The following is a 22,011-nucleotide window of genomic DNA, read 5'->3' on the forward strand; positions in this document are numbered from 1 at the left end:
CCGACCAGCGGCTCCGTGCCGCCGAACCCCATCCCTTCCAGCGGCTCCGTGCCGCCGGACCTCATTTCTTGAGGTTCATCCTGTCCCCCATCACCACGACGGGGTGCTGCTTCGGGTCGAGCGTACGGAGCAGGTACCGCATGCCCGACTTGGACAGGCTCACGCAGCCCGACGTGCCGCTGCCGTGATCCATGTGCAGCCAGATGCTGCCGCCCTTGGTCTGGCCCTGCGGACGCGTCGGGTCGTTGGGCGGGGTGCCCTTGGCGCGGTTGTAGTCGATGGCGATGACGTAGTCGAAGTCGTGCCAGTGGGTCTTCGGCCAATAATGCGGTGCTTGCATGGACGACGACTGCGTGTACGGCAGCTTGGCACCCGGGTCCGCGAGGACGCCGCCCGCGTCGGTGAGCGTGAACACGCCGACCGGACTGCGCTTGTCGTTCTCGCGGTGGTCGGTGGTCCAGCCCTTCTTCCCGTTGTGCCCCGGCCAGCTGCGCACCTTCTCCCAGGTGTCGTCCGACGGCCCGGACTTCGTGTACAGGACGACGGTCGACTTCACCCAGTCCTCGCCGTCGCCGTACACCGCGACGACCTGACGCGAGTTCTTGGGGATCTTCGACTGCAACCGGTCCCCCACGTCGGGGATGCGCTTCGAATCGTCCGCCCGCGCAGGCGCGTTGGCCCCTCCCCGCCCGGCGTCGTCGTTCTTCTTCGCCGCGTCGTCCCCGCTTCCGCAGGACGTGACAAGGACACCACAGGCCGCCATCACGACCGCCGCTCGCACCGCACCGCCTCTACGCATCCGCCCATGGTCGCACCCGGTGTGCGGTGCATCTGTCCGGAGCCTCCCGGGGCACGGAGAACGGGCTGATTCTTTACCGTCGGACGGAAAATCGTTTGCTTCCGCCCACCCTGCGAGGCGAACCTTTCACGGCTTGTCACCGCCGTCTGCTCCGCTTCCGAGGAGCGGACCGCCACCCGAAACCATCCGCCCACCACCCGCTTCGCCGCGCCGAGCTCTGGGACCTCATGCAGATTCGCGACCTTCCGTACTCAGACCCTGGCGTTCCGGATGCCCGGTCGGGGCCGCGCTTCCTGCTGTGGCTCGGCCGGAACCAGCTCGGCGGCCAGCTCAAGTCCCTCGCCTGGGGCCTGCTGCACTTCGGCTCCATCGCTGGCCTGCCCTACATGGTCGGCGTCGCCGTCGAGGCCGTGCTGGACCGCTCCGGCGGTCGGCTCGCGCTCGCGGGCGCGCTGATCGTCGTGCTCGGCATCGCCATCGCGCTGGGCGACACGATGCTGCACCGCACGGCGGTCACCAACTGGATCACCGCCGCCGCCCGCGTACAGCAGCTCCTCGCCCGCAAGACCGCGCTCCTCGGCTCCGCGCTCACCCGACGCGTGGCCGCCGGTGAGGTCGTCGCGGTCTCCACCGGTGACGTCGAGAAGATCGGCTGGTTCGTGGAGGCCCTCTCGCGCTTCGCGGCCGCCGCGCTCACGGTCGTCCTGGTCACCATCGGCCTCGTCGTCTACCAGCCCGCGCTCGGCGTGGTCGTCGCGGTGGGCATCCCGGTCCTTGCGATCGCCGTGCTCCCCTTGCTGCCCCGCGCCACCCGCCGGGCGGACTTCCAGCGGGAGAAGGCGGGCCGCGCCACCGAACTGGCCTCCGACACCGTCGCGGGCCTGCGCGTGCTGCGCGGCATCGGCGGCGAGGAACTCTTCCTCGACCGCTACCGCCGCGCCTCCCAAGAGGTCCGCACGGCCGCGGTGCGCAGCGCCCGGATGTGGGCGGCGATCTCGGCCATCCAGGTGCTCATGCCGGGCCTCCTGATGATCGCGGTCGTCTGGCACGGCGTGCATCTCGCCCGCGAGGGCCGGATCACGGTCGGCGAGCTCGTCACGGTCTACAGCGCGGTCATGATGCTCAACTACCCGCTCCGGCACTTCGAGGAGATCGCCATGGCGTACTCCTTCTCCCGCCCCTCCGCCAAGCGCGCCGCACGCGTCCTGTCCCTGGAGCGGACCTCGCCCACGGGCAAGCAGACAGCGGACGAGACCGACGGGAGCACGGAGAGTCCCGACGTGAGCGCGGAGCATACGAGCGCCGTGTCCGCGGGTGACCTGAGCACGGTCCCCACAGGTGACCTGTACGACCCCGCCACCGGGCTCCTCGCCCCTGCCGGACGGTTCACCGCCGTGGTCTGCGGCGACCCCGACGCGGCGGGACGGCTCGCCGAACGTCTCGGTGGCCACCCGGCGTTCGACGACGCGGCCGACCTCCCCTCGGTACGTCTCGGTGACGTCCCCCTCGACGCACTCCCGCTGGCCGCGGCCCGCACCGCCGTGCTCGTCCAGGACAAGGACCCCGTCCTGCTGTCCGGAACGCTCAGCACGCTGCTCGACGTCCCCTCGTCGGGTGCCGTCAGCGCGACGGAGGCACTCGCCGCGGCCCAGTGCTCGGACGTCCTCGACGCGCTGGCGCAGGCATCGGTGGACGACGACCCGATGGCCGCCCACCTCACCGAGCGCGGCCGCTCCCTCTCCGGAGGCCAGCGCCAGCGGCTCGCCCTGGCGCGCTCCCTGGTCACCGACCCCGAGGCACTGGTCCTCGACGAGCCCACGTCCGCCGTCGACTCGCACACCGAGGCCCGGGTCGCCGACGGCATCCGCAAGCTGCGCCAAGGCCGTACGACCGTGGTCCTGACCTCGTCGCCGCTGATCCTGGACCGCGCCGAGCGCGTCGTCTTCCTGGACGACGGCGAGGTCATCGCGGTGGGCGAACACCGCGAGCTCGTGCACAGCGAGCCCCGGTACCGCACCGTCGTGACCCGGGAGACGGACGACGAACGGGTCTCCGTGAACACCCTGACAGATCTCGACATCGAGGAGACGGCATGATCGGCCTGGCGCCACCGGAGTACGACCCGGCGGCCCCCACGACGGCGGAGACGCTGCCCATCGGCGCCCCCGCGACCGTGCGCGGCTATGTGCGCGAGCTGTTCCAGCGCCACCGCCGGGCCTTCATCCTACTCATGGCGGTGAACACGCTCGCCGTGATCGCCTCCATGGTCGGCCCCTATCTGCTCGGCGACCTGGTCGAGAAGGTCTCGGACGATGCCAGGGATCTCCATCTGGAGCTCGTCATCGGCCTGTTCGCCCTCGCGCTGCTCGTGCAGGCCTTCTTCGTGCGCCAGGTACGGCTGCGCGGCGCGATGCTCGGCGAGCGCATGCTGGCGGACCTGCGCGAGGACTTCCTCGTACGGTCCGTCGGCCTGCCGCCGGGCGTCCTGGAGCGAGCCGGTACGGGTGACCTGCTCTCCAGGATCACCACGGACATCGACCGACTCGCCAACGCCATGCGCGAGGCCGTGCCGCAGCTCGCGATCGGCGTGGTCTGGGTGGCGCTGCTCCTCGGCGGTCTCGCCGTGACCGCGCCGCCGCTGGCGCCCGCCGTCCTCATCGCCGTGCCGCTGCTGGTCGTGGGCTGCCGCTGGTACTTCAAGCGGGCGCCTGCCGCCTACCGCTCGGAAGCCGCCGGTTACGCGGCGGTGGCCGCGGCCCTCGCCGAGACCGTGGACGCGGGCCGCACCATCGAGGCCCACCGCCTCGACCAGCGCCGCATCGACCTGTCGGAGCGCCGCATCAAGGAGTGGACCGCCTGGGAGCGGTACACGCTCTATCTGCGGTCCGTGCTCTTCCCCGTGGTCAACTTCACCCACACCATCGTGCTCTGCTCGACCCTGATGATCGGCGGCGTGTTCGTCCTCCAGGGCTGGATCGGCGTCGGACAGCTGACCACCGGCGTGCTGATCTCGCAGATGCTCGTCGACCCGCTGGGCATCATCCTGCGCTGGTACGACGAGCTCCAAGTCGCCCAGGTGTCGCTGGCCCGGCTCGTCGGCGTCCGCGACATCGAACCCGACGCCGGCGACCCCTCCGTGACACCGAAGGGACGCGAAGTCCTCGCGGACGACGTGCACTTCGGCTACCGCGCGGGCGTCGACGTGCTGCGCGAGGTGTCCCTGTCCGTCGAGCCCGGCTCGCGTGTCGCCCTGGTCGGCCCGTCCGGCGCGGGCAAGTCGACGCTGGGCAGGCTGCTCGCGGGGATCTACGGACCACGCACCGGCCGCATCACCCTGGGCGGCGCCGAGTTGTCGGACATGCCCGCCGAGGAGGTCCGCGCGCATGTGGCCTTGGTCAACCAGGAACACCACGTCTTCGTGGGCTCCCTGCGCGACAACCTCCTGCTCGCGCGGACCGGGGCACGGGACGCCGAACTGTGGGCGGCACTCGGCGCGGTCGACGCGGCCGACTGGGCGCGGGCCCTCGACGAAGGGCTCGACACCGAGGTCGGCTCGGGCGGTTTCGCGCTGACTCCCGCGCAGGCGCAGCAGATCGCGCTGGCCCGGCTCGTCCTGGCCGACCCGCACACACTCGTCCTCGACGAGGCCACCTCTCTCCTCGACCCGCGCGCGGCACGTCACTTGGAGCGCTCGCTCGCCCGGGTCCTCGACGGCCGCACCGTCGTGGCGATCGCCCACCGGCTGCACACCGCGCACGACGCGGACGTCATCGCGGTGGTCGAGAACGGCCGGATCAGCGAACTGGGCGCCCACGACCAACTGGTCGCGGCCGACGGAGCGTACGCGGCTCTGTGGCGGTCCTGGCACGGGTAGGGGAGCGGGGGCTGGGGGCGCCCCGGATGGCATGGGAGACGGCGTCGGGGACGGTGTCGGTGCAGTACACCCTGGTGCCGCCGTGACTCCTGTGGCTAGGGTTCGGGGATGTCTGCATCGTCCACGGATCCCGGCGCCCCCGACCGTCGCGGCCCCGCCCGCTACCTCTGGTGGGTGATCGCCGCCCAGCCGGGGCGGATCGCCGCTGGCGCCTTGTTCGGCACCGTGTGGATGGTCTGTCTCACCTTGCCCCCTTACGTCCTGTCGCGCGCCATCGACGACGGCCTGCGTCCGGGCGACCGGGGCACCCTGGTGGGGTGGAGCGTGGCGCTGCTCGGCATCGGCGTCCTCAACGCCTGGCTGGCGATCATGCGGCATCGGACCATGACCCGGGTCCGCCTCGACGCCTACTTCCGTACGGTCCGGGTCATCGTCGACCACGCGACCCGGCTCGGCGCGGGACTCTCCCGCCGCGTCTCGACCGGCGAGGTCGTCACGATCGGGCACTCCGACGTGGGCGTGATCAGCCAGACCCTCACCGCGACTGGCCCCGGAGTGGGCGCGGTGATCGCGTACATCGTGGTGGCCGCCCTGCTCCTGTCCGTCTCCACGCTCCTCGCCGTGGTGGTCCTCGTCGGCGTGCCACTGATCGCCGCGCTGATCGGACCTCTCCTCGGCCGCTTGCAGGGCGCCGAGACGGCGTACCGGGAACGGCAGGGCTCCCTCGCAGCCGTACTCGCCGACCTCGCGGGCGGACTGCGGATCCTCAACGGCCTCGGCGGCAAGGGCGTGTTCGCGGCCCGCTACCGCGAGGGCTCGCAGAAACTGCGCGACGAGGGCTACCGCGTCGGCTCCACGATGAGCTGGATCCAAGCCTTCGGCCTCGGCCTCCCCACCCTGTTCCTCGCGGCCGTGACCTGGCTCGCCGCCCGCATGGCGGCTCAAGGGACGATCACCGTCGGCGAGTTGGTCGCCGTGTACGGGTACGTCGCCGTCCTCGTGCTCCCGGTGTCCTTCCTGATCGAAGCCGGCTACGACATCAGCCGTGGCCTGGTGTCGGCGCGGCGGGTCGTGGGGTTCTTGAACCTGGAACCGGATCCGGAGACGCGCGGCTGGAACACCGAGGGCGTGGACGGGCCCGAAGCACCGTCCGTGCTGCGTGACCCGCAGTCCGGTGTCGAGGTCGCGCCCGGCCTTCTGACGGCCCTGGTCAGCGCCCGACCCGCGGAATGCGCGGATGTCGTCGACCGACTCGCCCGTTTCACTCCGTCCGACGCCACTTGGGGCACGCGGCGGCTCGATGCCGTCGCGCTGGACCAGGTCCGTGCGCGGATCCTCGTCGCGGACAACGAGGCCGATCTGTTCGCGGGGACGCTCCGCTCGGCTGTCTCCGGCCGCCGCGATCCCGACGATGAGGCCCTGGCGGACGCCATCGACGCGGCCATGGCCCGCGACGTCGTGCTCGGCCTGCCAGAGGGGCTCGACGCACCCCTGGACGCTCATGCCCGCAATCTCTCCGGAGGCCAGCGGCAGCGCCTCCGCCTGGCACGGGCCCTGCTCGCCGGTCCGGAGGTGTTGCTGGCGATCGAACCCACCTCCGCCGTCGACGCCCACACCGAGGCGAAGATGGCGGCCCGGCTGCGTACCGCTCGCGCCGGTAGCGCCACCGTCATCACCAGCACCTCTCCCCTGCTCCTCGACCAGGCCGATGTCGTGCAGTACCTCGTCGACGGCCGCGTCGCCGCCGTCGGCCGGCACACGGACCTGCTGGCCGATGAGCCCGGCTACCGGCACCTGGTCTCGCGCGACGCCGAGAGCACGGACGGCACGGAGGCTGAGTCGCCCGACGGCACCGAGCAGCGAGGCGAGCAGGAGTTGCCCACGGAACGCGATGTTCCTTCCGATTCCACTCACGAGGTCCTCCGGTGACTCCGACGACACAGCGCCCTCGAACGAAGCGCCCCCGGCTCCAGGCCCGGTCGGTCAGGTCCGAGCCCCGCCCCCAGCCGCCGGGCCACCTGCCCGTCGCGGAGCCCCGCCAGGTCCGCCGCGCCGCGCTGCGCCTCATCCGGCAGGACCGCCGCGCGTTCAGCGCCATGATCATCTTCAACGCGCTTGCCGCCGCGGCGGGGCTGGTCGGGCCCTGGCTCCTGGGGCGCATCATCAATACCGTCAAGGACGGTGGAAGCGTCGCCACCGTGGACCGCCTCGCCCTCGGCATCCTCGCCGGGGCCGTCGCACAACTCCTCCTGTCCCGGCACGCCCGCTACCTCGGCCACCGCTTCGGCGAACGCACCCTGGCCCGCATCCGCGAGCAGTTCGTCGACCGGGCTCTGGCCCTGCCCGCCTCGGTCGTGGAACGCGCCGGAGCAGGAGATCTGACAGCACGCGGCACCACCGATGTCGCGACGGCCGGCCAGACACTGCGCGACACAGGCCCCGACGTCTTCGTGGCGGCGGTCCAGGCCCTCTTCATCCTCGGCGCGGTCTTCCTCCTCGATCCGCTGCTCGGCGCCTGCGGCCTGCTCGGCCTCGTCGGGATCTGGTTCGCCACCCGCTGGTACCTGCGCCGTGCGCATGCCGCCTACCTCGAAGAGGGCGCGGCCCACTCCACCCTCGCCGAGGTGCTCGCCGCCACCGCGTCCGGAGCCCGCACCGTGGAGGCCTTCGGCCTGCGGGAGCGCCGTGTCGCGGAGAGCGAGAAGCAGATCGTGCGATGCATCACCGCGCGTGAGCGGACGCTCCACCTGCGCAGCGTCCTGTTCCCCTGCATCGACATCTCGTACGCCGTGCCCGTGGTCGCCGTTCTGCTCATCGGCGGCGTACTGCACGACCACGGCTCGGTGAGCCTGGGCTCGGTCGTGGCCTGCGCCCTGTACCTGCGGCAGCTCTCCCAGCCGTTGGACACGATCCTGCAGCAGGTCGAGCAGTTGCAGAGCAGCAGTGCGTCCTTCGCCCGGGTCGAGGGACTGGCCGGGACGACCGGAGAGAAAACGGGGGCGTCCGTAAGCTCCGGCTCCACTTCCGCGGAGGTGCCGGACGCCCGACGCGCGGTGAAGGGGGTCGGAGAGGCTGGAGAGGCCGGCGTTCCGGCCGACGACCGGATCGACGTCGACGGTGTCTCCTTCGCCTACGGCGACGGCCCCGAAGTCCTGCGGAATGTGGACCTGACGGTCCGCCCCGGTGAGCGTCTCGCCATCGTCGGGCCCTCCGGCGCGGGCAAGACCACCCTGAGCCGGTTGCTCGCGGGCATCGACGCACCGGTGAAGGGCACGGTGACCGTGGGCCGGACGCCGATCGCCGAGCTGTCGCCCGACCGGCTGCGCCGCCAGGTCGTCCTGGTCACGCAGGAGCACCATGTGTTCCTCGGCACCGTCCGTGACAATCTGCGGATCGCCGCGGAATCCGCGACCGACACCGAGCTGTGGGCCGCCCTCACCGCGGTCGGCGCCGACTGGGCACAAGGGCTCGAGCACGGGCTCGACGCCGGGCTCGGCCCCGGCGGCCGTCTGCTGCACGGTGCCGAGGCCCAGCAGTTGGCGCTCGCCCGTGTCGTCCTCGCCGACCCGCACACCCTGATCCTCGACGAGGCAACCGCGCTCCTGGACCCGACGACGGCTCGCCACACGGAGCGGGCGCTCGCCGCCGTGCTCCACGGCCGGACCGTCATCGCCATCGCCCACCGCCTGCAGACGGCCCATGACGCGGATCGCGTCGCGGTGATGGAGGACGGCCGGGTCACCGAGCTGGGCACCCACGACGATCTGGTGGCGGCCGACGGCGCCTACGCCGAGCTCTGGCACTCCTGGCATTCCCGGCCCGAGGAGCGCCCGGCAGCCGACTGAACCGCGCCAGGCGCGACGGTCTCCCGGAAAAAGGCGCTCCCCCGGATAACGGCGCTCCCCTGAATGAAGTCGGCGGCCCCTCAGATGAAGTTGAGCGCGGCCGCTCCGCCGACTCCGCCGAGGAGCATGAACACCGGCATCAGCACCTTGAGCTCGATCCAGCTCCCGGCCCGGAAGCGCATCATCTTCGGCGGCCCGATCGGGTACCAGCGCTTGCGGCCGATGGGGATGGGCCACAGGACCGGGCACCCGGAGACCGTCAGCGCGTCCCCGAAATCGTGCACGAGGGCGCCGAGCACGATCGGCAGCCCCAGCCACAGGTACTCCTGGCCCGGCGCCGTGAACAGCCAGTCCGCGCCATTGCCCGGCTTGTCGAGCACTCCGGCGAGGATCCACGCGCTCGTCGCCGCGAGCAGCCACACCAGCACATCGCTGCTCGACCCGCGCGCCGCCCGCCACAGCAGGCCTTCGATGGCCAGCACCATGTGGACGAAGAGGATGCCGAGGACCGCCCAGCGGCCGCCGAAGATCGCCAGGGCCGAGGCGCCCGCTCCTATCAGCACCGCCCACAGCCAGGTGTGCGTGAGCGTGCGGTGCCCGCCCGAACGGCGCGGGTCGCCCTGCTTGCGGGTCGCCTTGTAGACGGCGTACGAGAGCTTGTCGACGATCTCGCACAGACCCTTGGAGACGGGGCCGAAGGCACGCGAGATGGTGGCCGACTTGTGGTCGAGGTCGGGCGCGAGGGCCGCCCCGGCGCAGATCAGTGCTCCCACCAGCAGGACCGGCCAGGGCATCGTGTGTCCGGCGGCCGCCGCGGCCGCTCCGACACCGAGCCAGGCCGCCGCCCCCGACAGTGAGTGTGCCGGTCCCATCATTTTTGTTGCCCGCCCCATTTCCGTTGAACTGACGCCCCGTTGGCGACACAGCGTAGCGTTCGTGATCTTCGTGGGGACCTCCGGTTCCCTGATCGAGTGAGAAGGAAGGCAAGATGGGGGTGTGACCCTTATCGATCAGCTGCCGCCGGATGCCGACCCCGATGCCCTCTTCGAAGCCTTCTCGTCGTGGGCCGAGGACCAGGGGATCACTCTCTACCCGGCCCAGGAGGAGGCGCTGATCGAGGTGGTCTCCGGGGCCAACGTGATCTTGTCCACGCCCACGGGCTCCGGCAAGAGTCTGGTCGCCGCCGGCGCCCACTTCACGGCCTTGGCCCAGGACAAGGTCACCTTCTACACGGCCCCCATCAAGGCACTGGTCTCGGAGAAGTTCTTCGACCTGTGCAAGCTGTTCGGCACCGAGAACGTCGGCATGCTCACCGGTGACGCCTCCGTCAACGCGGACGCCCCCGTCATCTGCTGCACGGCCGAGGTCCTCGCCTCCATCGCACTGCGTGACGGCAAGCAAGCCGACATCGGCCAGGTCGTGATGGACGAGTTCCACTTCTACGCCGAGCCGGACCGCGGCTGGGCCTGGCAGATCCCGCTGCTCGAACTGCCCCAGGCGCAGTTCATCCTCATGTCGGCGACCCTCGGCGACGTCGCCATGTTCGAGAAGGACCTGACGCGCCGCACCGGCCGCCCCACCTCGGTCGTCCGCTCGGCGACGCGCCCGGTCCCTCTGTCGTACGAGTACCGGCTGACGCCCATCACGGAGACGATCACCGAGCTCCTGGAGACCAAGCAGGCACCGGTCTACATCGTGCACTTCACGCAGGCGCAGGCCGTCGAGCGCGCGCAGTCGCTGATGAGCATCAACATGTGTACGCGTGAGGAGAAGGACAAGATCGCCGACTTGATCGGCAGCTTCCGCTTCACCACCAAGTTCGGCCGCAACCTCTCCCGCTACGTGCGCCACGGAATCGGCGTGCACCACGCCGGCATGCTGCCCAAGTACCGGCGCCTGGTGGAGAAGCTCGCCCAGGCGGGTCTCCTGAAGGTCATCTGCGGGACGGACACGCTGGGCGTCGGAGTCAACGTCCCGATCCGCACGGTGCTGTTCACCGCGCTCACCAAGTACGACGGCAATCGTGTCCGCACGCTGCGCGCGCGGGAGTTCCACCAGATCGCCGGACGTGCCGGTCGAGCGGGGTTCGACACGGCGGGGCTCGTGGTGGCTCAGGCTCCCGAGCACGTGATCGAGAACGAGAAGGCGCTCGCCAAGGCCGGCGATGACGCGAAGAAGCGCCGCAAGGTGGTCCGCAAGAAGGCTCCCGACGGCTTCGTCGCCTGGTCCGAGAGCACCTTCGAGAAGCTGATCGGCTCCGAGCCGGAACCGCTGACGTCCCGCTTCCGGGTCACCCACACCATGCTGCTCTCGGTGATCGCCCGCCCCGGCAACGCCTTCGAGGCGATGCGACATCTCCTCGAGGACAACCACGAGCCCCGCAAGCAGCAGTTGCGGCACATCCGCAGGGCCATCGCGATCTACCGCTCGCTTCTCGACGGCGGCGTGGTGGAGAAGCTGGACGAGCCGGACTCCACCGGTCGCATCGTGCGTCTGACCGTCGACCTGCAGCAGGACTTCGCGCTGAACCAGCCGCTGTCCACGTTCGCCCTCGCCTCCTTCGAGGTCCTCGACCCCGAGTCCCCCTCGTACGCCCTGGACATGGTGTCCGTCGTGGAGTCCACGCTCGACGACCCGCGCCAGATCCTCGCCGCCCAGCAGAACAAGGCGCGTGGCGAGGCCGTGGCGCTGATGAAGGCGGACGGCGTCGAGTACGAGGACCGCATGGAGCGGCTCCAGGACATCACGTACCCGAAGCCCCTGGAGGAGCTGCTCTTCCACGCGTACAACACGTACCGCACGAGCCACCCGTGGGTCGGCGACCACCCGCTCTCCCCGAAGTCCGTCATCCGCGACATGTACGAACGGGCGCTCTCCTTCACGGAGTTCACGTCCTTCTACGAGCTCGCCCGCACCGAGGGCATCGTGCTGCGTTACCTCGCGAGCGCGTACAAGGCTCTTGAGCACACCATCCCCGACGACCTGAAGTCCGAGGACCTCGAGGACCTCATCGCCTGGCTCGGCGAGATGGTCCGCCAGGTCGACTCCAGCCTGCTGGACGAGTGGGAGCAGCTCGCCAATCCGGAGGTCATGACGGCCGAGGAGGCGCAGGAGAGGGCCGACCAGGTCAAGCCGGTCACGGCCAACGCCCGCGCCTTCCGTGTCCTGGTGCGCAACGCGCTGTTCCGCCGGGTGGAGCTGGCCGCCCTCGACCACGTGCAGGAGCTGGGTGAGCTGGACGGCGAGTCCGGCTGGGACGCCGACGCCTGGGGCGAGGCCATGGACAAGTACTGGGACGAGTACGAAGATCTCGGCACCGGCCCGGACGCGCGTGGCCCGAAGCTGTTGCTCATCGAGGAGGATTCCGAGCACGGCCTGTGGCGCGTCCGCCAGACGTTCGCCGACCCGAACGGCGACCATGACTGGGGCATCAGCGCGGAAGTCGATCTCGCGGCTTCCGACGAGGAGGGCCGCGCCATCGTCCGGGTCACGGACGTCGGCCAGCTCTGAGCGCCCCGAGGATCCGTTCGCCCCGGACAGGAGTCGAGGAACTGTCATGAGCAACCCCGCCGACCGCTTGGTCGATCTGCTGGACCTGGAGCAGATCGAGCTCAACATCTTCCGTGGCCGCAGCCCGGAGGAATCCCTGCAGCGGGTGTTCGGCGGGCAGGTCGCCGGACAGGCCCTGGTGGCGGCGGGCCGCACCACCGAGGGCGACCGCCCGGTGCACTCGCTGCACGCGTACTTCCTGCGTCCGGGGCGCCCCGGGGTGCCCATCGTGTACCAGGTCGAACGGGTCAGGGACGGGCGGTCCTTCACCACGCGCCGCGTCACCGCCGTCCAGCAGGGCCGCACCATCTTCAACCTGACCGCCTCCTTTCATCACCCAGAACAGGGCGCCTTCGAGCACCAGTTGCCGCCGCGCATCGCGGCTCCTTCCCCGGAGTCGCTGCCGACAGTCGCCGAGGAGATCAAGGAGCACCTCGGCGCGCTTCCCGAGCAGTTGGAGCGCATGGCCCGGCGTCAGCCCTTCGACATCCGCTATGTGGACCGGTTGCGCTGGTCCGACGAGGAGATCAAGGACGCCGAGCCGCGCAGCGCCGTGTGGATGCGTGCCGTCGGACCACTGGGCGACGACCCGCTCGTGCACACCTGCGCCCTCACGTACGCGAGCGACATGACCCTCCTGGACGCCGTCCGCATCCCGGTGGAGCCGCTCTGGGGTCGGCGCGGCTTCGACATGGCGTCACTCGATCACGCCATGTGGTTCCACCGCCCCTTCCGTGCGGACGAGTGGTTCCTCTATGACCAGGAGTCCCCCATCGCGACGGGGGGCCGTGGGCTCGCGCGAGGCCGCATCTACGACACTGAGGGCAGGCTGTTGGTGTCGGTCGTGCAAGAAGGGCTCTTCCGGCCCTACGGGGAACGACACATGGACGCCCCGACCGCCACGTGAGGAACACGGAGTTCCTGTAGGAGGCATGGTGCGACGAATCGACGTGGCGGAGCGGCGGGCGCGTCTGGCGCTGCGCCACCGGCTGACCAAGGACACCAGAGCGGACGATCCGACCGATGTGGCGCGCTCGATGCTCGCGCTGCACGGCAGCGACCCGTCGTCGGTGTATGTGGGTGCGTGGGCGCGCATGAAGGACGGCTGCGTCGCCGATGTGGAACGTGCTCTGTACGAGGACCGCTCGCTGATCCGCTTCATGGGCATGCGGCGTACGGTCTTTGTGGCGTCCTTGGACATCGCTCCCATGTTGCAGGCCGCCTGTTCCCATCCCGTCGCCGCGCGCGAGCGCCGCCTGCTGCTGCGCATGCTGGCCGAGACCGGGGTCGCCTCCGACGCCGCAGGAACCGCGGCTTGGCTTGCCGAGACCGAGGAAGTAGCCCTGCGGGCCCTCAAGGAGCGAGGCGAGGCGACGGCTACCGAGATGGCGGGCGATGATCCGCGGTTGAGCCTCGAACTGCTCATGGCACCCGGTAAGAGCTACGAGAGCAAGCAGCGGCTGGCCAGCAGGCTGCTCCTGCTGCTGGCGGCGGAGGGCCGTGTGGTGCGTGCCCGCCCGCGTGGCTCGTGGACGTCGCACCAGTACCGCTGGGCGCATCTCACCGATTGGATCTCCGGTGGCCTCGCGGACTGGGACGTCCAGGATGCGGAGACGGAGGTCGCGCGGCACTGGCTGCGCGTCTTCGGCCCGGCACCGGCCGACGACCTCCGTTGGTGGGCCGGCTGGACCAAGACCCAGACGAAACGGGCGCTGACCGAACTGCACCCCGTCGAGGTCGACTTGGACGGAACCCCGGGACTGGTCCTCCCGGACGACCTGGCCGAGACGCCCGCGCCCGAACCTTGGGCGGCCCTGCTGCCCTCGCTCGACTCCACCCCGATGGGCTGGCAGAACCGCGGCTGGTTCCTCGGCGAACACGGCCCTCGGCTCTTCGACCGCACCGGCAACATCGGCCCGTCCCTGTGGTGGAACGGCCGCATCGTGGGCGGCTGGACCCAGAGCGGTGACGGTGAGATCGTCTGCCGGTTCCTGGAAGACGTAGGAGCGGACGCCCGGGACGCGGTCGCGATCGAGGCCGAGCGTCTCGCCTCGCGCCTGGGCGGCGTACGGCTCACCGCTCGCGCTCGGCGCCGCACCCAGCTCGAAGAGGAACTTGCCGGCTGACGCCCGCGCGGCGGGCCTCGGCCAGGTTTGCAAGGACATGTGTGCCTCCGTTCTGCGTCGCGTTCTCCGCACCGGCCGCCCCAGAGACGAAGCCGACGGGGCGGGCCAGCGCATTCAGCGCGCACCACGGTGACGCGGCGCGCGAAAATGAAAAATGGGAAGGCCGGGAAACAGGTATGGACGGGGTCGGCGGCGTGGGCAACGTAGGAAACGTGGACAGAGATGAGGTACTCGCGGAGTCCACACGGCTCCGCGAAGCCGGTCGGCGCGAGGAGGCCAAGGAGCAACTCGTCGCTCTGGCCGCCCGCTTCCCCGACGATGCGGAAGTGGCCTATCAGACCGCGTGGGTCCACGACACGCTCGGCCTGGAGGCAGAGGCCGTCCCGTACTACGAGCGCGCCCTCGAAGCACCGGGCCTGACCGAGGATGATCGCCGGGGCGCCCTCCTGGGCCTGGGCAGCACCTATCGCACCCTGGGGCGCTACGAGGACGCCGTCGTCACCCTCACCGACGCTGCCGCCGAGTTCCCCGATGACGCCGCGCTGAAGACGTTCCTGGCGATGGCTTTGTACAACACCGACCGGGCCCATGAAGCGATGCAGATGCTCCTGACGCTGCTAGCCGCCACGAGCAGTGCTCCGGAGATCGTGGGCTATCGGCCCGCCATCGAGTTCTACGCCAAGGACCTCGACGCGACGACGTGAGGCCGGCCGCGTCCTACGCCCGCCTTCGGCGCAGCCATTTGCGCAAGCCGCGTGACTCGTCCGACCCGGCCGTCACCTCTCCCGCAGCTTCGGCTTCGGCGGCCGTGTCCCGGCGTACCCCCGAACTCGCGACATGATCCGCAGGTGGGGGTACAGGCCGCCGCGGTGCGGGGCGTGGCGCCGGTCGCTGTCCGCGTGCCTGGATGAGGCCGATCAGCAGGCTGGAGCGGAGCCATCGGATCTCGTCGGGATCGTCGGCGGTCGTGATCCTTTCGGCGATCAGCGCGGCGGGCGAGTCCGGTGCGCTGTGCGTGCGCGGCAAGGGCTTGAGCCGGTTCAAGTAGGCACGTTCGTAGGGATCCCTGACGATCTCTGCGATCTGCACCGGGTCGAGCAGCGATGCCATGACGGCGGCGCGCTCCCATGGATCCTCGGCCTGTCGGAGCAGGAAGCCGGTGTGCCTACCGCGCCAGTTGCGCGCCCGCAGGTCTTGGCCCTCTCCGAGTCGGGTGCGCATCGGCTCCGGGGCGCGCCCGGTGAGCAGACAGGCGTTCTCCTCGGTCTGGGCGAACTGCTTGAGCTCTTCGGCCAGATAGAGCCAGACGACGGCGCGATACCTGTTCAAGTACCACTTCACCGGCGTCAGCGCGCCAGCCCGGGCGAGTCGGGTGAAGCGGGCCGTGGTGATGTCCATCAGCGCCGCGCCTTCCGTGGTGCCCACGGCTCTGACGCTCTCCCGCAGCGCCTCGGGAAATCCTTCGCTCCCGCGCACGCGGTCGATCTCCTCGCGGGTGACGCGGCGCTGACCGCCGACCGCGTCACCGATGGTGTGCACCCGCCCCAGCATCACGGCGAGTTCGAACTCGCCGCGTTTCAGCTCCAGTTCCCGTGCGGCACGACTCGGCGCGGCCGACTGCTGCGCGGGCTTCGTGGTGGTGGACGGCGTGATGATGTCGCTTGTCATGGTGGTTCTCCCCCGTGAGGCGTGATTGCTCTCGGGAAAAACCGTAGCCCGATCACCGCGATCTCCGCTCGGCCTGTGGATAACTCTTGACGGGGCAGTGTCAGCGCAGGTCAGAGGTCCACTATGGGCGTGCGTTCCGGCTGCCTCGCGCCCACGCCCAGATGCTCGCCGACCCGGTTCACCAGCAGTGTCATCTCGTACGCGACCTGGCCGATGTCGGCCTCGGCCGAACTCAGGACGCAGAGGCAACTGCCGTCGCCCGCCGCCGTGACGAAGAGAACCGCGTCATCGAACTCGATCATCGTCTGACGCACGTTTCCCGCGTTGAACTGGCGTCCTGAGCCCTTGGCCAAGCTGTGCAGCCCCGAGGAGACGGCCGCCAGATGCTCCGCGTCCTCCCGCTTCAGCTCCGAGCTCGCGGCCGTCACGAGGCCGTCATTCGAAAGGACCAGTGCGTGCCGTACGTGTTCCATCCGCTGCGTCAGGTCGTCCAGCAGCCAACCGAGCCCCGTGCTCTGCCCCATGTTCCCGTCTCCCCGAGTCCGCTCCCCCTGGCTGGAGGATCTGACCTGCCAGCCTTCCCCACGACCGGCGCCCCGGCAAGCATGATGAGGACATGGCACAGAAGATGACTGATGACCAGTGGCACGCCTTCGTCTCCGAAGGGACCCGCACCGGCAAGCTCTCGACCGTCCGGGCCGACGGCAGCCCGCACATCGCCCCGATCTGGTTCCTGCTCGACGGGGACGACCTGGTGTTCAACACCGGGAAGGAGACCGTGAAGGGCCGCAACATCGCCCGCGACGGGCGCGTGGCCCTGTGCGTGGACGACGACCGGCCGCCGTTCGCCTTCGTCGTCCTGCAAGGCCACGCCGAGATCAGTGAGGACATCGAGCAGGTCCGTCACTGGGCGGCCCGGCTCGGCGCGCGCTACATGGGCGAGGAACGTGCCGAGGAGTTCGGCCGACGCAACGGCGTCCCGGGGGAACTGCTGGTGCGCGTGCGGATCGACAAGGTGCTCGCCTACGCAGCGGTCTCCGACTGAGGTCTCAGCCGCCCACCGTGTCGAGCAGCCGGGCGGTATGCATCCGCCCGGCGTACTCGACCAGCCGGATCAGCACCTCCTTCCCTGAATCGCGATCCCGTGCGTCGCACAGCACCACCGGGGTTCCGCGGTCGAGGTCCAGGGCTCGTGACACCTCGTGCGCGCCGTACGTACGCGCGTTCACGAAGCAGTTGACTGCCACGACGAACGGGATGCGACGGTGCTCGAAGTAGTCCACGGCGGGGAAGCAGTCCTCGAGCCGTCGGGTGTCCGCGAGGACGACGGCTCCGAGGGCGCCCTGTGACAGCTCGTCCCACAGGAACCAGAAACGGTCCTGTCCTGGTGTGCCGAACAGGTACAGCGACAGTCCCGACCTGATGGTGATGCGGCCAAAGTCCATGGCCACGGTCGTCGTCGTCTTGCGGTCGACGCCATCGGTGTCGTCCACCGACTGGCCCACCTCGCTGAGCAGTTCCTCGGTGCGCAGGGGACGGATTTCACTGACCGCGCCGACCAGGGTGGTCTTGCCCACCCCGAAGCCGCCCGCGACCAGGATCTTCAGCGCCATGGCGGTGGTGTCGCCGCCGGTGGCGTCAGAGTGCTCGGAGACCATCGATCACCTCACGGAGGATCTTTTCGTCGGGTAGCTGTGCGGGCGGCACCGGGCGGCTGACCTTGACGCAGCCGCTCTCCAGCAAGTCGCCCAGGAGCACTCGGACGACGCCCACGGGCAGATCGGCACCCGCGGCGAGCTCGGCGACGGACTGCGTCTCGGTGCGGCACAGTTCGATGATCGCCCGGTGTTCGGGACCGAGCGCGTTGTCGTCGTCTGGGCCTGGCGCGCTCCCGTCGAGAGTGACGAGCGCGATCAGGTCGAAGCGCACGCCGCTCGGCCCGGGCTTGGTGCGCCCACCCGTCATCGCGTAGGGACGGACTAGGGGTCCGGCTTCGTTGTCGTACCACTGGCTGCCCGGCAGGTGCGGGAGCCCGCTCGATTCCTCGGTCATGGCGTCCGACCGCCCTCGATCATCCGGCGGCCGGCGGTCGCGCGGCGAACCGCGCCGGGGTGTAGAGGTGTTCGCCCACCCGCTTGACAAGCCGCGCCATCTCGTACGCCACGAGTCCGATGTCGGCCGTCACGGAACTCAGGACCGTGAGACAGGAGCCGTCGCCCGCGGCCGCCACGAACAGGAAGGCGTCGTCCATCTCGACCATGGTCTGGCGCACGCCCCCTGCGCCGAAGTGGCGGCCCGCCCCCTTGGCGAGGCTGTGGAACCCCGATGCGACGGCGGCCAGGTGCTCGGCGTCCTCGCGGGTGAGGGCGGTCGACGCGCCGACGGGCAGGCCGTCGTTGGACAACACCACGGCATGCCGCACCTCACTGACGCGCAGCACCAAGTCGTCCAACAACCAGTCGAGTTCGCCGGTCCGTCCGGCGGTGATGCTCTGATCCTGGATCATGCGCGGTCTCCTTCACTACTGTCTCGACCCGGTGCGGGCCCTGAGGTGTCGGGGACCGAGCCGACGATGCCCGGGAGCGGGCCGCCGCCGCGAGCCCAGCCGTCGCGGTAGGCGGTCATGCGGGCTCGCACCTGCTCCGGACTGCGCTCGCCCTCCTCCCCCGGGACCGCCGCGGGAGCCTCCTCCGCCGGTCGGCGCTCGCGCAGTTGGGGGGCGAGGCTCGCCTGCCGCACCCGGCGGGGCAGTGTGTCCGAGTCGGCCGGGGCGTCGGTGCCTGGCGCGGGGCCGACTGCGTCCGCGCCTTGACTGTCGAGGACTCTGGAGACCCGCAGTTCATCGGCGACATGGGGATCGGCGGCTCGCGCACCGTCGACTTGCGCGTCGGAGGCTTGCGCGTCGGCACCCGCCACGTCGAGGGACCCTCCCCCGTACGATCCCGCGTCAGGGGAGGCGGTGCTCCGCGCCCGGTGTGGCCGCAGTGTGGTGACACCGGGCGGTGGAGGTGCCTCCACGGCGGCGGCGAGCGCCGGGCGGGACGCCGAGGCGTGAACGGAGTTGCCGTTCACACGGGGTTCCGAACCGCCTTCCACGCGTGCGTGCTCGCTTCCGGGGCTTCCGGGGAAGCGCCCGCGCTCCACCGTGGCGGACCGCGTGCTCTCCGCCGTGCCGCTGTGCAGGAGCGCGGTGGGAAGCAGCACCACCGCGGTGGTCCCTCCGTAGGGAGATGTCCGCAGATGCACCTTGATGTGGTGTCGTGCCGCGAGCCTGCTGACCACGAAGAGTCCGAGTTGGTCGCTGTCGAACAGGTCGAGCGCCTCGGACTGCTCAATGCGCCGGTTGGCCTCGGCGAGCATCTCCGACCCCATGCCGAGCCCGCGGTCCTCGATCTCCAGGGCGTAGCCGTTGCCGACCGGTTCTCCGTTGACGCGCACCTTGGTGTGCGGCGGTGAGAACTGCGCGGCGTTCTCGACGAGTTCGGCAAGCAGGTGGGTCAGGTCGGCGACGGCCGTGCCGAGGACCGAGGCTCCGGGAAGTTGGCGTACCTCCACGCGCGCGTAGTCCTCGACTTCGGAGACCGCCGCGCGGACCACGTTCGTCAGGGACACCGGCATGCGCCAGGCCCGGCCAGGTGCGGCTCCGGAGAGGATGATCAGGCTCTCCGCGTGCCGCCGCATCCTGGTGGTCAGGTGGTCGAGACGGAAGAGGTCGCTGAGCTCGTTGGGATCCTCGGCACGGCGCTCCATGGTGTCCAGGAGGCTGAGTTGGCGGTGGACGAGGACCTGGCTCCTGCGGGCGAGGTTGACGAAGACTCCAGAGATCCCGCTGGCCAGCTCGGCGCGCTCGACCGCCGCGCGCAGAGCGGCCCGGTGGACGGTGCCGAGCGCCTCGGCGACCTGTCCGGTCTCGTCCTCCGCCGGTGGTCCGGGAGGCGCCTCGGCATCGACGTCGAGCTCCTCCCCCGCGCGCAGTCGCCGCATGGCGTTGGGGAGTTTGCGCCGAGCGATCTCCAGGGCGCCGTTGCGCAGGCCGACCAGTTCGACGACCAGTCCGCGGCCGATACGTACGGAGACGACCAAGGACGCGGCCACGGCGAAGAGTCCCAGGAGAACGGCGGCACCCGCGGGTGTGAGCACCGCGTGGGTGAGCGGGTCAGCCTGGTTCGCGGCATCGTGGTGCGCGTCGTCCACGACCGCGTTGAGCTTGTTCCGCACCTCTCCGTAGGCGTCGTCCCAGGTGTTCGCCGGCGCCGCTCCGAGCGCCTTCGGGCCGGCCTGTGCCACCAGTACCTTGTCCTCGACGGTGCGCACGTCGTCGTACGCACTCCTCGCTTCGAGGCTGTGCCAAGCCGCCCGCTGCGGACCGCGCAGGTCCGCGACCGACGTTTCCGTCAGCGTCCTTCGGGTGTCCACGGCTCCAGTGAAGAGCCGCAGTCGCTGCCCCGCGAGGGAACCGTCGAGCCGGGCCCCGGCGAGCACGGCGTCCTCGCGTGCCAGCATTTCTCCGGCCCTTGAGAATTCGAGCAACACGCGCGCGTTGGAGCCTGCCGAGGTGTCCTGCATGCCGGTGAGCGCGCCGCCGACGCCAAAAGCCTGGGTGATCGTCTTGGTGTACTGGCCGTACGCCGTGTCCCAGCCGACACGGCGGTCGAGCACCTCGTTCCGCAGGGCTCGCACTCCGCTCGCCGCATGGAGGAACGTGTCCAGCCGGTCGGCCACGCGCGAGGGAAGCCCTGCTCCGTCGGCGACGGTCGAGCCATCACCGATCCGGAGCTTGGCCACAGCCCGGTCGGTGCGCTCGCCCTGCTTCTTCAGAGCGTCCCCACGGCCAGTGTCCGCTTTCGTGGCGTAGCGCACAGCGGCGACCCGTTCGGCCTGGAGGGAGGTGATCGCCGTTTCCACGGGGGTGCGGATGGCGGTGTCGACGCGCTGCAGTTGCCGCAGGCGGGCCACGTCCTGGGCCGTGCTGACCGTCGCGTAGCCCCAGAGGGCGAGCAGGGAGATGACGGGCACCATCAGCAGGCAAACGATCTTGGCACGCACGGTGCGGGGGCGCAGCCGCCAATGGCCCGCGTGCGTGGGTGTCCCATTCCCCAAGGGTTCGGCGATGTCGCCCTCTCCGTAGAGGTGTTCGTCTCCGTAGAAGAGTTCGTCGCGTTCGTCGGCAGGCCGGCCCGCATGGGCACGACGGCCGCGCGCCGGGGGCACCACCTCTGGCGATAGGGCGCCGTCGGTAGGATCGGAGGTGCTTCGGGGTGTGCGCATGGCCTCCTCGCTCGGATGGGTTCGGTGCGTGCCGCCCGGACCGTCACCGGCCTCGGCGCAGCCCGCTATCGGGCGGCGGACGCGGCCGTCTCGGCCGGTCGCTGCGCCGACACGGAGGCCTCGCGCTCACCCTCCGTCGGGGAGAGAGCGACGAAGGCGCAGGTCAAGAAGAGATAGGAGCCGAGCCCGACGGCGAGCGGGAAGATGAACTGCATCGTCGTCGCTCCGGGCAGTGCGACGTCGGAGGGAGTGACCCGCACGCTCACCGCGAGCATTCCGGTGTAGTGCATGCTGCTCACCGCGCCGCCCATGACGAGTGACGCGCCGGCCACCGCGAGCGGCGACTTGATGTTGAGGCCCGCCCACAAGGCCGCGGTCGCCGCGATGATGGCGATCACTACGGAGAGGCCGACGAGCACCGGGTCATACCGGACCTCGCCGTGCAGACGCAGTGCCGCCATGCCGATGTAGTGCATGCTCGCGACGCCCAGCCCTGTGGTGAGCCCGCCGATCGCGAGTGACCTGCCCCGGTCACGGCCGTATCCGACGGCGAAGACTCCGGCGCCGACGACGACCATCGCGCCGAGGAGGCTGAGCATGGTGAGCGGCACGTTGTAGTGGATCTCCGTGCCGGTGACTCCGAAGCCGAGCATCGCGACGAAGTGCATCGTCCAGATGCCGGTGCCGATGGCGGAGGCCGCGGTGATGAGCCAGTTTCGGCGTGAGCGACCCGAGGCGCCCAGCGCGCGGACGGTACAGCACAGCCCTAAGGCGGAGCCGATGCAGGCCATCGCGTACGACAGCACGGGGGTCAGCCAACCGAATGTGGCGTGGTCCAGGTGTCCCATGGCTCCGGGACGCTAGTCCTGCCGCGGGCGCACT

18 protein-coding genes are annotated in these 22,011 nt (G+C 70.4%); 9 read left to right on the plus strand and 9 right to left on the minus strand.

Annotated features, from left to right (window positions below):
* Window positions 1-61: 61 nt before the first annotated feature.
* Entirely contained in the window at window positions 62-799 is a 738-nt protein-coding gene (locus ACIO9J_RS02200) for a L,D-transpeptidase family protein (protein ID WP_401991109.1), read from the minus strand.
* A gap of 227 nt (window positions 800-1,026) precedes the next feature.
* Between ACIO9J_RS02200 and ACIO9J_RS02205 the strand changes: the two genes are divergently transcribed.
* From ACIO9J_RS02205 to ACIO9J_RS02220, 4 genes are all read left to right on the plus strand, one after another.
* Window positions 1,027-2,895, plus strand: coding sequence for an ABC transporter transmembrane domain-containing protein (locus ACIO9J_RS02205; protein WP_401991112.1), 1,869 nt, complete (start codon window positions 1,027-1,029; stop codon window positions 2,893-2,895).
* Window positions 2,892-4,673, plus strand: a complete 1,782-nt coding sequence (locus ACIO9J_RS02210) for an ABC transporter ATP-binding protein (RefSeq protein WP_401991114.1) — start codon at window positions 2,892-2,894, stop codon at window positions 4,671-4,673. The genes ACIO9J_RS02205 and ACIO9J_RS02210 overlap by 4 nt, the downstream gene beginning before the upstream one ends.
* 108 nt (window positions 4,674-4,781) lie before the next feature.
* The gene (locus ACIO9J_RS02215; RefSeq protein WP_401991117.1) at window positions 4,782-6,602 is read left to right on the plus strand and encodes an ABC transporter transmembrane domain-containing protein; all 1,821 of its coding nucleotides are present in this window, start codon (window positions 4,782-4,784) and stop codon (window positions 6,600-6,602) included.
* 89 nt (window positions 6,603-6,691) lie between these two features.
* Complete coding sequence (locus ACIO9J_RS02220; RefSeq protein WP_401992997.1) at window positions 6,692-8,518, plus strand: ABC transporter ATP-binding protein; 1,827 nt, start codon at window positions 6,692-6,694, stop codon at window positions 8,516-8,518.
* Window positions 8,519-8,598: 80 nt separating this feature from the next.
* Here ACIO9J_RS02220 and ACIO9J_RS02225 read toward each other — a convergent pair whose 3' ends face one another.
* Window positions 8,599-9,393 (minus strand): metal-dependent hydrolase, encoded by a 795-nt coding sequence (locus ACIO9J_RS02225; protein WP_401991120.1) that lies wholly within the window; start codon window positions 9,391-9,393, stop codon window positions 8,599-8,601.
* Window positions 9,394-9,514: 121 nt separating this feature from the next.
* Between ACIO9J_RS02225 and ACIO9J_RS02230 the strand changes: the two genes are divergently transcribed.
* The 4 genes from ACIO9J_RS02230 (at window position 9,515) to ACIO9J_RS02245 (ending at window position 14,897) form a co-directional block, all read left to right on the plus strand.
* Entirely contained in the window at window positions 9,515-12,028 is a 2,514-nt protein-coding gene (locus tag ACIO9J_RS02230; protein WP_401991123.1) for a DEAD/DEAH box helicase, read from the plus strand.
* Between the two features lie 46 nt (window positions 12,029-12,074).
* Window positions 12,075-12,974: an acyl-CoA thioesterase gene (locus ACIO9J_RS02235; RefSeq protein WP_401991126.1), complete on the plus strand. Its 900-nt coding sequence runs from the start codon at window positions 12,075-12,077 to the stop codon at window positions 12,972-12,974.
* A 25-nt stretch (window positions 12,975-12,999) separates the two neighbouring features.
* A complete protein-coding gene (locus ACIO9J_RS02240; RefSeq protein WP_401991129.1) occupies window positions 13,000-14,193 on the plus strand; it encodes a winged helix DNA-binding domain-containing protein in 1,194 nt (397 codons plus the stop codon).
* Between the two features lie 176 nt (window positions 14,194-14,369).
* On the plus strand, window positions 14,370-14,897 hold the full coding sequence (locus ACIO9J_RS02245) for a tetratricopeptide repeat protein (RefSeq protein ID WP_401993000.1): 528 nt from the start codon (window positions 14,370-14,372) through the stop codon (window positions 14,895-14,897).
* 13 nt (window positions 14,898-14,910) lie between these two features.
* On the opposite strand, the gene ACIO9J_RS02250 is transcribed toward ACIO9J_RS02245, so the two are convergent.
* Together ACIO9J_RS02250 and ACIO9J_RS02255 are read right to left on the minus strand one after the other, a co-directional pair.
* Window positions 14,911-15,861 (minus strand): DUF6397 family protein, encoded by a 951-nt coding sequence (locus tag ACIO9J_RS02250; protein ID WP_401991132.1) that lies wholly within the window; start codon window positions 15,859-15,861, stop codon window positions 14,911-14,913.
* 110 nt (window positions 15,862-15,971) lie between these two features.
* Window positions 15,972-16,385, minus strand: a complete 414-nt coding sequence (locus ACIO9J_RS02255) for a roadblock/LC7 domain-containing protein (RefSeq protein WP_401991135.1) — start codon at window positions 16,383-16,385, stop codon at window positions 15,972-15,974.
* A 92-nt stretch (window positions 16,386-16,477) separates the two neighbouring features.
* Here ACIO9J_RS02255 and ACIO9J_RS02260 point away from each other — a divergent pair, with 92 nt between their 5' ends.
* The gene (locus ACIO9J_RS02260; protein WP_401991138.1) at window positions 16,478-16,906 is read left to right on the plus strand and encodes a PPOX class F420-dependent oxidoreductase; all 429 of its coding nucleotides are present in this window, start codon (window positions 16,478-16,480) and stop codon (window positions 16,904-16,906) included.
* A gap of 4 nt (window positions 16,907-16,910) precedes the next feature.
* Here ACIO9J_RS02260 and ACIO9J_RS02265 read toward each other — a convergent pair whose 3' ends face one another.
* From ACIO9J_RS02265 to ACIO9J_RS02285, 5 genes are all read right to left on the minus strand, one after another.
* The gene (locus ACIO9J_RS02265; RefSeq protein ID WP_401991141.1) at window positions 16,911-17,519 is read right to left on the minus strand and encodes a GTP-binding protein; all 609 of its coding nucleotides are present in this window, start codon (window positions 17,517-17,519) and stop codon (window positions 16,911-16,913) included.
* Complete coding sequence (locus tag ACIO9J_RS02270) at window positions 17,500-17,913, minus strand: DUF742 domain-containing protein (RefSeq protein ID WP_401991144.1); 414 nt, start codon at window positions 17,911-17,913, stop codon at window positions 17,500-17,502. Before ACIO9J_RS02270 ends, ACIO9J_RS02265 begins: the two co-directional genes overlap by 20 nt.
* Before the next feature lie 19 nt (window positions 17,914-17,932).
* Window positions 17,933-18,367: a roadblock/LC7 domain-containing protein gene (locus ACIO9J_RS02275; protein ID WP_401991147.1), complete on the minus strand. Its 435-nt coding sequence runs from the start codon at window positions 18,365-18,367 to the stop codon at window positions 17,933-17,935.
* Window positions 18,364-21,129 carry a nitrate- and nitrite sensing domain-containing protein gene (locus ACIO9J_RS02280; RefSeq protein ID WP_401991150.1) on the minus strand — a complete coding sequence of 922 codons (2,766 nt, stop codon included), beginning with the start codon at window positions 21,127-21,129 and terminating at the stop codon, window positions 18,364-18,366. The genes ACIO9J_RS02275 and ACIO9J_RS02280 overlap by 4 nt, the downstream gene beginning before the upstream one ends.
* A gap of 65 nt (window positions 21,130-21,194) precedes the next feature.
* Window positions 21,195-21,977, minus strand: coding sequence for an MHYT domain-containing protein (locus tag ACIO9J_RS02285; protein ID WP_401991153.1), 783 nt, complete (start codon window positions 21,975-21,977; stop codon window positions 21,195-21,197).
* Window positions 21,978-22,011: the final 34 nt, after the last annotated feature.

This window comes from Streptomyces sp. NPDC087300, assembly GCF_044744425.1.
Taxonomy (GTDB): Bacteria; Actinomycetota; Actinomycetes; order Streptomycetales; family Streptomycetaceae; genus Streptomyces.

Coding starts and splice junctions, on each gene's coding strand:
- ACIO9J_RS02255 (WP_401991135.1), bottom strand. CDS start 16,385: ATGGGGCAGAGCACGGGGCTCGGTTGGCTGCTGGACGACCTGACGCAG.
- ACIO9J_RS02200 (WP_401991109.1), bottom strand. CDS start 799: ATGCGTAGAGGCGGTGCGGTGCGAGCGGCGGTCGTGATGGCGGCCTGT.
- ACIO9J_RS02235 (WP_401991126.1), top strand. CDS start 12,075: ATGAGCAACCCCGCCGACCGCTTGGTCGATCTGCTGGACCTGGAGCAG.
- ACIO9J_RS02240 (WP_401991129.1), top strand. CDS start 13,000: ATGGTGCGACGAATCGACGTGGCGGAGCGGCGGGCGCGTCTGGCGCTG.
- ACIO9J_RS02260 (WP_401991138.1), top strand. CDS start 16,478: ATGGCACAGAAGATGACTGATGACCAGTGGCACGCCTTCGTCTCCGAA.
- ACIO9J_RS02270 (WP_401991144.1), bottom strand. CDS start 17,913: ATGACCGAGGAATCGAGCGGGCTCCCGCACCTGCCGGGCAGCCAGTGG.
- ACIO9J_RS02245 (WP_401993000.1), top strand. CDS start 14,370: ATGGACGGGGTCGGCGGCGTGGGCAACGTAGGAAACGTGGACAGAGAT.
- ACIO9J_RS02280 (WP_401991150.1), bottom strand. CDS start 21,129: ATGCGCACACCCCGAAGCACCTCCGATCCTACCGACGGCGCCCTATCG.
- ACIO9J_RS02205 (WP_401991112.1), top strand. CDS start 1,027: ATGCAGATTCGCGACCTTCCGTACTCAGACCCTGGCGTTCCGGATGCC.
- ACIO9J_RS02265 (WP_401991141.1), bottom strand. CDS start 17,519: ATGGTCTCCGAGCACTCTGACGCCACCGGCGGCGACACCACCGCCATG.
- ACIO9J_RS02285 (WP_401991153.1), bottom strand. CDS start 21,977: ATGGGACACCTGGACCACGCCACATTCGGTTGGCTGACCCCCGTGCTG.
- ACIO9J_RS02210 (WP_401991114.1), top strand. CDS start 2,892: ATGATCGGCCTGGCGCCACCGGAGTACGACCCGGCGGCCCCCACGACG.
- ACIO9J_RS02225 (WP_401991120.1), bottom strand. CDS start 9,393: ATGATGGGACCGGCACACTCACTGTCGGGGGCGGCGGCCTGGCTCGGT.
- ACIO9J_RS02250 (WP_401991132.1), bottom strand. CDS start 15,861: ATGACAAGCGACATCATCACGCCGTCCACCACCACGAAGCCCGCGCAG.
- ACIO9J_RS02215 (WP_401991117.1), top strand. CDS start 4,782: ATGTCTGCATCGTCCACGGATCCCGGCGCCCCCGACCGTCGCGGCCCC.
- ACIO9J_RS02275 (WP_401991147.1), bottom strand. CDS start 18,367: ATGATCCAGGATCAGAGCATCACCGCCGGACGGACCGGCGAACTCGAC.